The organism is Butyrivibrio sp. YAB3001 (assembly GCF_900112195.1).
Lineage (GTDB): Bacteria > Bacillota > Clostridia > Lachnospirales > Lachnospiraceae > Butyrivibrio.
Window position 1 is genome coordinate 212,589 of record NZ_FOKR01000006.1, and the last position, 12,929, is coordinate 225,517.

Annotated in this window: 9 protein-coding genes; 1 reads left to right on the plus strand and 8 read right to left on the minus strand. The window is 39.6% G+C overall.

Going from position 1 to position 12,929, the window contains the following annotated elements:
* Window positions 1-111 precede the first annotated feature (111 nt).
* Window positions 112-1,476 carry a magnesium transporter gene (gene mgtE / locus BM086_RS08900; protein ID WP_092325667.1) on the plus strand — a complete coding sequence of 455 codons (1,365 nt, stop codon included), beginning with the start codon at window positions 112-114 and terminating at the stop codon, window positions 1,474-1,476.
* Between the two features lie 372 nt (window positions 1,477-1,848).
* Here the strand turns inward: mgtE and BM086_RS08905 are convergent, their stop codons facing one another.
* From BM086_RS08905 to BM086_RS08940, 8 genes are all read right to left on the minus strand, one after another.
* Window positions 1,849-3,549 carry an RsiV family protein gene (locus BM086_RS08905; protein WP_092325668.1) on the minus strand — a complete coding sequence of 567 codons (1,701 nt, stop codon included), beginning with the start codon at window positions 3,547-3,549 and terminating at the stop codon, window positions 1,849-1,851.
* 196 nt (window positions 3,550-3,745) lie between these two features.
* A complete protein-coding gene (locus tag BM086_RS08910) occupies window positions 3,746-5,542 on the minus strand; it encodes an alpha-glucosidase (RefSeq protein ID WP_175560175.1) in 1,797 nt (598 codons plus the stop codon).
* Between the two features lie 115 nt (window positions 5,543-5,657).
* Window positions 5,658-7,250: a glycosyltransferase gene (locus BM086_RS08915; RefSeq protein ID WP_141107720.1), complete on the minus strand. Its 1,593-nt coding sequence runs from the start codon at window positions 7,248-7,250 to the stop codon at window positions 5,658-5,660.
* 232 nt (window positions 7,251-7,482) lie between these two features.
* Entirely contained in the window at window positions 7,483-8,244 is a 762-nt protein-coding gene (locus BM086_RS08920; protein WP_092325670.1) for a hypothetical protein, read from the minus strand.
* 116 nt (window positions 8,245-8,360) lie between these two features.
* Window positions 8,361-9,137: a PHP domain-containing protein gene (locus BM086_RS08925; protein ID WP_092325671.1), complete on the minus strand. Its 777-nt coding sequence runs from the start codon at window positions 9,135-9,137 to the stop codon at window positions 8,361-8,363.
* 24 nt (window positions 9,138-9,161) lie between these two features.
* The gene (locus BM086_RS08930) at window positions 9,162-9,983 is read right to left on the minus strand and encodes a TrmH family RNA methyltransferase (RefSeq protein ID WP_092325701.1); all 822 of its coding nucleotides are present in this window, start codon (window positions 9,981-9,983) and stop codon (window positions 9,162-9,164) included.
* Window positions 9,984-10,121: 138 nt separating this feature from the next.
* Window positions 10,122-11,693: an ATP-binding protein gene (locus BM086_RS08935; protein ID WP_175560176.1), complete on the minus strand. Its 1,572-nt coding sequence runs from the start codon at window positions 11,691-11,693 to the stop codon at window positions 10,122-10,124.
* Between the two features lie 111 nt (window positions 11,694-11,804).
* On the minus strand, window positions 11,805-12,842 hold the full coding sequence (locus tag BM086_RS08940) for an NAD-dependent epimerase/dehydratase family protein (protein WP_092325673.1): 1,038 nt from the start codon (window positions 12,840-12,842) through the stop codon (window positions 11,805-11,807).
* Window positions 12,843-12,929 lie beyond the last annotated feature (87 nt).

The window sequence follows — 12,929 nt, forward strand, 5'->3', positions numbered from 1 at the left end:
AAAGGATGGTGGTTTTAATGAAGTCAGATTCACATATATGCAGTAGTGATCCTGCTCCTGGTCGAAGTACCAAGCTTAAAACCAACATCAATTTAATAGGAGATTTTTACAATGGAATTACAAGAAGAAAAGACTATCGCTGAAATTCTGCAAGAACTTCTTGAGTCCAGGCAATACACCAAACTTCGCCAGACCATCGCCGAAATGAACACAGTTGACATAGCTGCTGCAATGGGTGAGATGGAGGATGAGGATTCCCTTAAGATGTTCAGAATCCTTCCCAAGGACATGGCTGCAGATGTATTTGCCGATCTGGAACTGGATAACCAGCAGTATATTATCCGTTCACTGTCAGACCGAGAAGCTTCCAATATTATCGACAATCTAATGGCCGATGATGCTACAGACCTTCTGGAAGAAATGCCCGCCAACGTTGTAAAGCGTATCTTGGCCAATGCAAGCCCTGAGACAAGGGCTGATATCAATCATCTTTTGCGCTACCCTGAGGATTCCGCCGGAAGTATCATGACCGTGGAATATGTAGACCTCAGGGAAGACATGACAGTTTCAGATGCCATTGAGCGCATCCGTAAAAAAGGTGTTGATTCTGAGACTATCAATATCTGTTATGTAGTTACCAAACAGAAAGTTTTGGTGGGAACTGTTGCCCTTAGGTATCTTCTTATCATGAAGCCCGATGAGATCATCGGTGATATCATGAACACCAATGTCATCAGTATCAATACAATGACTGACCAGGAAGAAGCTGCCAGAATGTTCCAGAAATACGGATTCACTGCAATGCCAGTAGTGGATAATGAAACCCGTATGGTTGGTATCATCACTATCGATGACGTTGTGGACATTCTCGAAGAAGAGGCTACCGAGGATATTGAAAAGATGGCTGCTATCATGCCATCAGATAAGCCTTACCCCAAGGTAGGCATATTTGAAACCTACAAGAACAGAATTCCCTGGCTGCTATTTCTCATGATAAGCGCTACTTTCACAGGCGCTATCATAACAGGCTTTGAAGATGCTCTATCCGCCTATGTTATACTTACCGCTTATATTCCTATGCTCATGGACACAGGCGGAAATGCAGGCGGACAGGCAAGTGTTTCAATCATTCGTGCCTTATCACTAAAAGAAATTGAGTTTAGTGACCTTTTAATGATCATATGGAAAGAAATCCGAGTTGCAGTATTATGTGGACTAACCTTATCAGTTGCCAACTTTGTCAAACTACTCTTCTTTGACAAGTTATCTATAACAGTCGCTGCAGTAATCTGCCTGACACTTCTGATAGTGGTCCTTATCGCCAAACTTGTCGGTTGCTGCCTACCAATGCTTGCAAGCAAAGTCGGCTTTGACCCAGCTGTTATGGCGAGCCCTTTTATCACAACAATTGTTGATGCACTGTCACTCCTTGTGTACTTCAACATTGCAACAAATATGCTTCATCTCGTGACTTGAAGTTCATTCCTCAAAGTGATATATTATTAATTAAAGAAGAGCACCCACTCCAAAGTGGATGCTCCCGAGTTTGGTTATTTAGCTCTTAACGAGCCGCCTCTCCTGGTGCAGACAGGAGAGGCATTTTTATTTGTGCCTACTATCTCTCTTATCGAGAAAGTTCAGCAACGCAATTAGCAAACTATTTGAAGCAATCATCAATGTCAGTATTCCCAACATTATCATAATGATTTCATAATCTGTCATACACGTCACCTCCCTTCAAGTTCTGACTTGAATCGGGAGACTACCACCCTGTCATGGGTACTCTTCAGTGCCTGTTACAGCACCAAATTATAATAGCACATATGTTCGTGATGCTCAATGATTGTTTTACCGCACAATTTCAAACTCATATGCTGTGTTATAAGTTGCAACATAGAGTGTGTCACCGACAACTTCAAACTGATACGGTGCGGAATTCACTTTGATCTTGTCCACTCTGTCACCTGTGTATCTGTCGAGAAGATAGATATAATCAGGTTCTGCCGTAAATCCGTAGCCACAGATAATAGTGTCATCCACAATCACAAACTTGTCTGAATTGTTGGCAAGCGGTTCACTTCTCCACAAAAGTTCTTTTGTCTCAAGATCGATTGCAGCAACATAGTTGGACCATGAATTCTCAGATGCATATCCCGCATGCTTTATCCCTACATAAAGCGTATCGTCTACAATCTGCGCCCAATTAAGATATTCGGTAGACGTGGACTCTTTGTTCTCTTCATCATCCGGACCGTTACATAATACATGAAATCCAAGATCATAAAGAACCTTATCTTTAGAAGCATTGTATATCATAAGCTCGTTGTACATATAATCGAACTCATATGGATTGGCTCCTTCATAGTAATAATTCTCATCACCATGATTCAGGCTTGCTACTGTAAATCCGTTCTTATTAGCCCACACTTCCGTGTCAAGCCAGTCACTCTTATCTTCGGTTTTGAGTTTTAGAGAAACATGCTTTGATGCTGCAGGCTTAGCCTTTTCAGAAACATATTTTTTCCAGGTAGGATTGCTAATTACAACATAATCGTAATCAAAATCATGACTACTTTCTTCTTCCATTTCCCCACCTGCTTCAGCAATTCCATCATCTTCTGCAGGCTCAACCTCTATAACCTCTGCTTCCTCATTAACAACAAGGCTTGACATATCCTGTGTGGCATCCATCTGATATTCCTTTTTAATAAGGTTAGGATATTCACTGGTTGGTAAAACCGCCACCATATCCCCAGCAGCATAGCTTGCAATATCATATGGCGAAAAATGAAGCGTCAATCCATTGCCATCTATCGTCCAGGTATATGTATCTTCCTTCAGTTTATTCTTGAAAACATCAGGATCCCCTGTGCCGTCATTATAATAATAAGTATCTATTTCTTCAGATATCCCGGGATACTCCTCTTCAAGTTTCACACGGATGGCCTCAGACAAATTTGAATAATCATCTAAAACCTGATCAAGTCTTGGTTCCTCACCTGTCTCCGGAATAACATTCATCACTGTAGTCCAGTGATTAGGATGAACGCCTCCGCTAAAATCATAACAATTCATCATAAGAGTAAACAGCTTATCGTCTGCCCTTACTATCGTGGCTTCATTTTCACTTGTATAGGTGACATTCTCATTGAATGTATCCATCTTTGCCCATGAAGCATATTCTGAAACAGTCTCAAGAGTGCTCTTACTATAATGCTCGTTAAAATCATCTATGGACAAAGCAAGTTTTGGATACTTATCCAAATATTCATCCGGAAGAACAATAGTTGGATATGTTCCTGTTGCTAATTCTTTACCATCAACCTTGCAGGATACAGAATGTTTTATAACCTTGAATTCTGTGTTTACACTCTGTTCACCGGTATTTAAGGCGTCTGCACTCTTTTCTTTTGAATCTTCATTTTTTTCAAATAATGATGTGCTTTCCTTTGCTTCATCATCTGATGAGCCATTCACATCTGCACAGCCACTTAGCAAAACCGCAGCCATAGCCACCGAAACAATACTACAAATAAATCTCTTTTTCATAATCCACTCCTCTTGTATTACTATCAGAAAAATGCCCACTTAGTACACTGTCCCTAGTCAAACATACTCTATTTCCAAAGACATAATTCTATGTATCGTAACAGAATAATCTGAAATACACATACACTTCATTTTGCTTCATAATATAGTTCAGTATTAAAATGCTTCTTCAACACATTCACATTGAAAACATCATTTATCTTTTATGAAATACATACCGATACACTCTCGTCTCATAAGGTCTAAGCATTCCATGCCTAAGTTCCCACTCACTGATATTATCCTGTACCTTCTCCTTAAGCTCATGAATGTCCTTGGATTCTCGCAGATCTTCAAAGGTATCCTCAATCTTTTCCCATGCATTCTCAGAGCTGTGGTCTCTTCTATTCTTTCCATTAGGATAATTGCATAAAACAAGCTCCCCGCTCATGCCATGAAATTTCTCCGGCTTATGAGCCTTGACCGGAAGCCCGGAAAATGAGCATATAACCAAATAGCTCTCCCCGTCAAGGCTTCTTTCATACATAAAAATATTTGGATCCTTAGGAAAATGCTCAGTATAATCACCAAAGAGAAGTGTTTTTGAGCTCTTTCTGAGCTTCAGACACTTTCTATAAAAATTCAGAATACTATGCTCATCACTTTCCTCTTTTTCCACATTAACGCGCCTATAATTAGGATTAACATAAAACCATGGTTTTGACTTAGAAAATCCTGCATTTTCAGAGTCGTTCCACTGCATCGGAGTTCTTGCCGAATCTCTGCTGGATAAATGAATACGATGAAGCCGCCTTTCAGGATCTTCTTTCAAATGGTAAGTGTGATAATTGGTTATCGATGAAACATCCACATACTGGTCAATCGACATGAGCTTGATATTGGTCATCCCAATCTCCTGCCCCTGGTAAATAAACGGTGTCCCCTGCTGGAAAATATAGCTTGCAGCCAGCATTGTACCGCTTTCTCTCCAAAAATGCTCACTTCCATACCTGCTAATAATCCTGGGGTGATCATGGTTTTCCATATAAAGAGCATTCCAGCCCTTGCCATTTAAAGCCTTCTGCCACTTGGTAAAAGCCTTTTTTAGCTTAATCAGAGAAAAAGGCCGGTGAACATATTCTGTATAAAGGCAATCAGCCATCATATGGTCAAAAGAAAACATCATATCCAGAGACTTAGTAGGCCCTGTCAGATACTTCATCGCAGACTTAACTGTAGTCATAGGTCCTTCACCCAGCTGAAAACAGTCGTATTCATTGCATACCTTCCTAAACTCAGCAAGATATTCATGAATGTGCGGACCATCCTTATAATATGGCATCCCATTCACCGCAGGCAAAAAAGGAAGGCCATTCGGAAGCCCCTCCTTCTTAGAGATAAAGTTTATGACATCTTCCCTAAAGCCATCCACACCCATATCAAGCCAAAACCGCATTATAGACTTGACCTCTTCCCTGACTTTTGGGTTATCCATGTTAAGATCCGGCTGCTTTTTGGCAAAAATATGAAGATAGTACTGATTTCTTTCAGGAACATACTCCCATGCTTTTCCTTCAAAAAGACTGTCCCAGTTGTTTGGCTCATCTCTCCAGATATAATAATCACTGTATGGATTATCTTTCCCCTTACAGCTCTCTATAAACCAAGGATGCTCATCAGAAGTGTGATTGACCACCAGGTCCATTATTACCTTGAGTCCAAGTCCATGCGCTCTGAAAAGAACTTTCTTAAACTGATCCAGATCGCCAAAATCAGGATGAATATCCTTATAATCAGAAATATCATAGCCATAGTCCGCATTAGGCGAAGGATAGATTGGAGAAAACCAGATTCCATCAACACCTAACGACTTGATGTACTCCAGTTTATCGTACACGCCATACAAATCCCCTATTCCATCGCCATTCCCATCAGCAAAACTCCTGACCCAGATCTGATAAAAACTCATAGGCTTATACCAGTCTCTTAAAACGCTTTCCGGTTCACTGCCCATAACATTCATCTCCATTGGTATAAATCTTTCTACACTATAATCTTTAACCAATGCGTCAGCTAAGCCATTTTTGCTTAACTACATCTAAGGCATTCCTTGCCTCCTGCATCAGTTCTCATTTTTTATCTCTATCAATTCCCAAACTATCCGAAATATTGTCCTTTATCTCATCCACATTATCGCTTAAGTTTGCGAGTCCCTCAGAAATTCCGTCCTTTATCTTATCGATTCCTTCATTAAAATCGTTCCTGAAATCTTCCATATTTTCTTTTATGTCACTTGTAAAACTCTTGAAATCATCCTTAAATTCCATAAAGTTGTCACGCATTCCATCATAAATATTCTTCGGAGTATCCACAAAAACCTTCTGCGTACCATCAAGAATTACTGCCGCAGAATTCATCAGATATTCAAAACTTTGATGCTTCCTTATTCCAAGTTCGCCGCTTACAGCCATTTCATGAACTTCCTTGTATCTGTCATAGGCAAGTCGCGCAGCCTGATCCCAAGAAATATATATTTCATCCATGGCATGCTGTCCAACTTCATTCATATTCGGAATCTTATCAGACAAATCTTCCAATAACGCCGCCATAGACTCTGCATTCTCTTCTATCAAATATCCGTTTCTTCCGTGAGTGATGCCTTCTGCTGCGCAAGAACCCTTTATCAGGACACTTCCAAGCCCACAAGCTGCTGCCTCTCTGACAACAATTCCATTTGTATCATAAACAGATGGGAAAAGAAAAAGATCAGCCCTGGTATTCCATGCCCTTAAAACCTCTCTGTCATGCACAGGTCCAACAAAAATAATCTTTCCTGTCATCTCACCCACGGCATCAACGTGCTTAAATTCATCCTTTATTGTTACATCTTCGTCACCCGAAGATTTATCCTGCATTGCATTTGCATAAACATCATGGGCAATCCCTTTTTGTGCCGCAGTGGCTACAAGTCCTTCAAGGTCGGCTCCTCCGCCAACAAAGATCATTCTGTAATCAATGCCATGCTTTGACAAAATTTCCATGGCATCAACTATTATTGGAAGCCCTTTATAATTCATAATCCTTCCAACAAAAAGAAATACCGGAATTCCTTCAGGAAGATCATAAGACTCCACAACTTTTTTTACCATATCCTCGTCAATGCGGCCCTTAGGGAAATCCACACCGTTAGGCATAACTCTCAGCTCGCCCTCATATCCAAGGCTCCTAAGATTTTCGCCTGCCCCCTCAGATACCACCCATACATCGTCACAAGCTTCAATGTTATTCACCATGGCCTTTAAAGTTTCATTTTTAAGAAATCCCTCTCCAACAGCTCTCGCGATGTCCACATCAAATTTAGTATGATAAGTAAATATGACTGGTGCGCCTGTTTCTTTTCTCAAGATTCTCGCCATTACTGTAGAAGTCGCAGGGCAATGGGTGTGGATAATGTCGGGTTTCTGTGCCGCCATCTGCGCAATTTCCCTTATGGAAAGCGGATATCCCGTGCGGTATCCACTCACAAAATCTGTCGTATCAAAACTTGGATATGGCACTACTTTATATGGATATCCATCATAACTAGCATCCGGATATCGTGGTGTGCCGACAACTACGTTCGCACCAAGTTCTTTAGAAAAGACACTTCCGTAGTTCATAACTACATTTGCAACACCGTCAATTACCGGTGGAAAAGAATCGTTTAAAAGACAAATATTCATAAAGCCCCCTTTTAATGCTCACGCAAATAATCTTCAATAAACAGAAATCAGATAGTAATTCTAAATCTGACCATTCCTATCAGTTTTATATATGCTTCAGTGCCGTAACTAGCGCAGCTGTTATATATTAACTCGACTATATGCTCGCTGAAATTTAAATCTAGTGCATTGTCATTAGTTGTCGATGGGACTATCATGTTTGACTTTCTCTTGCTTTCATAAGGATAGACGCTCACAGTCCGATATATTTTTTCCTAAGATAAAACCCAAGTACAAATAATCCAACCGTTTCAACCAGATGAAAAATCACTGAAGTCCAGACAATTCCCACACTATAGCCGCCTATTGTCACCGTTCTCATTCCCAATATTACAAATGAAAATATAAAAAATGTCATGAGAATCATTGATATTACCTTTAGCAGCCTGTCGTTTAAGAAAATACCTGTCATCATAACACCGATAAGAATTGCCACCAAAAGCCCTATATATTTAAATCCGTGGGTATTGTTATAAATGGTAACAAAACTCTCGTTGGAACTTTCAGATGTGACTCCAAGATCAAGAAGATCCATGACAAATCGCCGATAGACCATTGAACATATATCATAGACCATACGGACTGCAATGAGGATAACACCCCAAAGCTCCATAAGTTTACAGATATCGTCTCCTGTCAGAGTCGGAACCTTTGAACCCATTATTTCCTGCTGAAGCACAGCCATTCTAAGGCGGTCCGATTCTTCCACCACAGACAGCGCTTTCCTCAAATGCTCATATGCGCCGACAAAAACAATGGCAATCATAATGACCTGGATCGTAGATACAATTATCTGTCCAAGAAGAACCATCTGATTAGCCATATCCGGCCCATTTGGATTTGCTCCCTGAGACACTTTTCTTATCACAGCCATTATTAGATTGGAAAAAATATGGATTGCCGCTGATAAATATAATGATCTTGATAAATAATGTTCTTTTTTATTTACGTACATTTTTTACCTTCACTCAAGTTTGTACCTGAATCATATTTATTCACGTTACTATGGTTCAAAAGTAAATGTTATGGCGTATAAGTTTGTTATTACTACAACTATTTGCTCGTCATTACTCAAATATTATGAACTATTACAGGAAGTGTATTATCTCGGTCAGGAATAATAAGACTGTTTTCTTCAATAACCGGTCTGAACTTTGTTCCTTCTTCATGCACATTTTTTCTGAATACCGGTGTCCCATCTCCCGCTAAAAAAGCTTTAATATAATCCTGAATTGTTTCTATTTTATAAGGAAAACTCATTCCGCCCATGTTTTCCTGGCTTGGCCTGTGAATATCAGAACCACCTGACATGCGAAGGTTCTTTTCCCTGGCATACTTGTAACCAAGCGCATTCTGCCAGTCAGGATTTGCCGCATTGAAGCTCTCCGCGCCATCACAAAACTCTGCTGCAAGATGAATAGTATCAAGATAATCCCTTTCTCTGTAAGGATGTGCCTGAACCATAATTCCTCCTGCTTCATGTATCATCTTAGACAACTCAGATCTTGATTTATCCATCACATCCGGATGCTCCAAAAGCCACTTCTTATCTACCCCGTAAAGCAGATATTCGTCCCCTTCAAAGTTGTACTCTATTCCAAAAAGAACTGTAAAGCCTGTCCCTTTTGCCTTTTCCAAAGCATGTTCATAACCGCTGCAGTAAATCTCTACCTTTTCCTTCCATGGAAGATTTCTTGGCACAGCACAGTTACCGTTAAAAAAATGATCTGTTACTATTATACCGCTATATCCTAATCCACTCATATACTCAATGTAGTTTTCTGCAGGAGTATCTGAGCAGGCACTTGCTTCAATTGTATGTAAATGTGTTTCGTAAATGTAGTTCATTGTTTTGTAGTTCTCCTAATATTCTCACTTTTTATTACTTAATTCCCAAAACGCAACTGCGCTGCAGGCTGCCACATTCAAAGAATCAACTCCATGTGACATTGGAATCTTCACGCAATAGTCGCAGGCAGCTATCGTTTCCGGTAATAATCCATCCCCTTCTGCTCCAAGGAATATAGCCAATTTCTCCGCATTTTTAAGTTCCGGATCATCAATATTCTTAGTATCATTTCTAAGAGCCATGGCAACCGTCTTAAATCCTAATTCTTTTAATACCGATATTTCTTTTCCCTCAGGCAAAAAAGTCCATGGAATCTGGAATACAGTTCCCATACTAACCCTCGCAGCGCGCCTGTACAGCGGATCTGAACAACCACTTGTAAAAAGAACCGCATCCATATTAAGCGCTGCAGCATTTCTGACAATTGCGCCTGCATTCGTAGGATTAGTCACATTTTCAAGGACCGCAATTCTCTTACAATTCTTGCAAAGTGCCTCAACCGACGGAAGTTCACGCCTCTTCATAGCACATAGAACACCTCTTGTCAGATGAAAACCTGTTATCTGAGTAAGCAGTTCGGATTCAGCAACATACACAGGAACATCAAAGCACCCGACGCATCTTTCTATGATGTCCGCTGCTTCCCTCTCAGTCTGATTCTTTTCCAGCAAAAGAGAAATCGGTTCATATCCTGCATCTAAGGCCCTTCCAATCACCTTTGGACTCTCTGCTATAAAAATCCCCAGCTCCGGCTCATTGATATGATAAAGCTGATTCTCCGATAACTGATGAAAAATCTTCAGCTCAGGAATATTTAAATTTGTTACTTCTATAAATTCACTCATTGATCTCATCAAATAAAAAAGCCCTCCACCACCTATTTTAAGGCACTGAAGGGCTCCAGGCAACATGATGCATTATGTTATAAATTTGGATCTATCATTTTCTCACGAAATACGCATTTTTGTCTGAACAGCAACGATTTATTCAGCGACTTTCCATCCAACAAGTTTACGGCTTTCCGAATCAAATGACACTCCAATCTTGTAAAGCTTTCTGGAATCAGCAGCAAAGGAAAGTGCGTAATCCTTGGAATCAATTTGTTTTAGCGCTGATTCGGCAGAATCATCTCGTTTGAATTCAAACAAATAAATATAGTCCTTTGTCTCAACTTTACAGTCAATACGCCCCATATAAGTATGAGCTTCACATTGCACTATTTTCCCAAGCAATGTAAACACTAAGTATATTACCGACTGGAAATAATGTTCAAAAGGATCATTATCTATGGTGTAGGTAATATTTGCAAACAGCGCTGTCAAATAATTTCTTAATTCTTCAAGCTGTCCGTTCTCTATATATTCATCAAGTGTAAATATATCCAAACCATTTCCAGGCTTAGTTTTCGGAACATAGGACGGCATCATGCTCTCAAGAAATCCATATTTTACTTCCTCATTTGGAAAGCACAATGTGTATCGTCTTTTTGCAACATCATAATCTGCAATGGTCAGATATCCGGTCTGATACAAAAGCGGAACCAAGTCCAATGTATCTCCCGTGTAATCTTTTAGATTTGATTCACTTGCATAAATCGTATGATTCGTAAACTTCCTGAGATCAAAACTATTTTTCCTTATGCCATCTATCAAAAAAGTTGGTGTTCCGGTTTCAAACCAATATGATCCAAATTCATTGTCATAAAAGGCACTCAACACACTGAAAGGATTGTATACTCCCTCCGCATGAGGATAAAAATGATATCCATCATATTGAGATTTCAGTATTCCAAGACATTCCTCTCTGCTTATTTTCCACTTGGAAGCCAAACTTATAATATCCGGTTCAAAATACTTATGAAGTTCATCCTCTGTAATCCCGCATAATCCAGCATATTGCTCAGCAAGAGAGATGTCCTTTAATTGATTAAGATCGCTAAAAATACTTACCTTATGAAATTTAGAAACACCTGTTATAAAAATGAATTGAATATACTCATCATAACTCTTTAGTGAACTAAAAAAGCCTTTGAAAACACTTTTGTTATGGTCTTGAAGCTCCTTATTGTCCATAACATCAAGAAGCGGCTTATCATATTCATCAACTAATATAACTGATCGCAAACCGGTTTTTTCTTTAGCTGCAATTAATAAATTCTGAAATCTTTCCGCCAAAGTATTGTCATCATTGATTGTGCCATATACGCTCTCCCAATCTTTCAACAAAAATGACAACTTGCCTTCTAGGGCCGCCTCTCCCTGATAATCAGCACCGTTAAAATCAAAATAGAATACCGGATACTTTTTCCATGCATCTGCATTGTTTTCTTCAAGTTTCTCTATCGCTAACCCTTTAAATAACTCTTTATTACCTTCCCAATAATGTTTCAACGTAGACAATAGAAGACTCTTACCAAATCTACGTGGACGACTAAGAAAAAACGGAACATTATTATGAACCAGCTTATAAATATACTCAGTTTTATCAACATACAAGTACTGTTCAGTTATGAGTTTTTCAAACCCCTGTATTCCAACGGGTAACTTTCTGTCCACCAATGCTTCCTCCGGCAATTATCTTATAATTCTGTAAGATCCATATATGTAAATATTATCACTCTTACATCTCATATACTTTATTATAGTCTACATTGAACTTGTATTTTCTCAACAGTTCATTCCCTCAATCATCTTCGCATACATTTCTTTTAATCCAACTCTTGCATTCCAGCCAAGTGAGCGGAGCTTACTTGTATCAAGATCCATAAAAAGAGTATTCGCATATCCCTGTGATGCAACATCCTGCTCTTCTATCACAACATCAATGCCATATTCATCAGCGACCATTTTGGCCATCTCATAGATTGAACAGTAGGTATCTTCATTCGCGACAGTGTAGGCATTCCCGGACTCTCCCATAAGAAGAATAGTCAAAATTGCTGTAACAGCGTCCAATGTATACAAATAGCACCTCTCTGTTTCGCCTTTGGTCTTGAGGGTTATGTTACGCTTCTCAATCGCGCATCTGGCAAACTCTGCAAAAACCCTGCCATCATTATATTCAACACCAGGTCCAAACGTCTGCGTTAACCTTGCAACTCTTGCAGGCACACCATATTCCTTGCAAAAAGAGAAACACAAATTCTCGCACAACTGCTTGCTCAGTGGGTAGCAGTTTCTGACAACTTCGGTGTTAAAGCCTCCTACCGCATCTTCCTTAACCTTCTCTCCTCTTTTCGGATAACCATAAATCTCCATTGTGGAAAGAAAAATAAAACCGCTAACATTCTTTTTTCTGGCAATCTCAAGCATCGCTCTTGTACCGCCAATTGCCGTCTCAATGGTCTCCACAGGATTATTGACAAAGAACTTACTTGATGTGGGGTTTGCTCCATGAATAATATAGTCCACATTTCCTTCAACATCTCTGCAGTTCTCCACACCATCAGGTATCAGGCAAAGCTTTAATGCCGTATCTGCCATAAAATCAGCAAAGACTTTTTCTGCCTTTTCCTTGCTTCGTACCATAGCTATAACAGTCGCGTTCAGCGATAGCTTTCTATTCATTATCAAGAGTGCCTTGACCAGGTTTGATCCAATAAGACCAGTGGATCCCGAAATAAGGATTGTCTTCCCCTTAATCCGTTCCCAATCTATGCCACTGGCACTACATATTGATTCAATATCATTGTATAAAGTGTTCATATTTTTTTCCTTTTATATTTTTTTCAGTTATCTATGAGTTCATTGTACCATGACAATTATTTAAGAACCATAAATCTTAAGGAAACA

What these genes read in the sequence shown, in the direction of transcription:
- BM086_RS08910 (WP_175560175.1), bottom strand. Translation starts at nt 5,542, where the DNA reads ATGGGCAGTGAACCGGAAAGCGTTTTAAGAGACTGGTATAAGCCTATG.
- BM086_RS08920 (WP_092325670.1), bottom strand. Translation starts at nt 8,244, where the DNA reads ATGTACGTAAATAAAAAAGAACATTATTTATCAAGATCATTATATTTA.
- mgtE (WP_092325667.1), top strand. Translation starts at nt 112, where the DNA reads ATGGAATTACAAGAAGAAAAGACTATCGCTGAAATTCTGCAAGAACTT.
- BM086_RS08915 (WP_141107720.1), bottom strand. Translation starts at nt 7,250, where the DNA reads ATGAATATTTGTCTTTTAAACGATTCTTTTCCACCGGTAATTGACGGT.
- BM086_RS08940 (WP_092325673.1), bottom strand. Translation starts at nt 12,842, where the DNA reads ATGAACACTTTATACAATGATATTGAATCAATATGTAGTGCCAGTGGC.
- BM086_RS08905 (WP_092325668.1), bottom strand. Translation starts at nt 3,549, where the DNA reads ATGAAAAAGAGATTTATTTGTAGTATTGTTTCGGTGGCTATGGCTGCG.
- BM086_RS08925 (WP_092325671.1), bottom strand. Translation starts at nt 9,137, where the DNA reads ATGAACTACATTTACGAAACACATTTACATACAATTGAAGCAAGTGCC.
- BM086_RS08930 (WP_092325701.1), bottom strand. Translation starts at nt 9,983, where the DNA reads ATGAGTGAATTTATAGAAGTAACAAATTTAAATATTCCTGAGCTGAAG.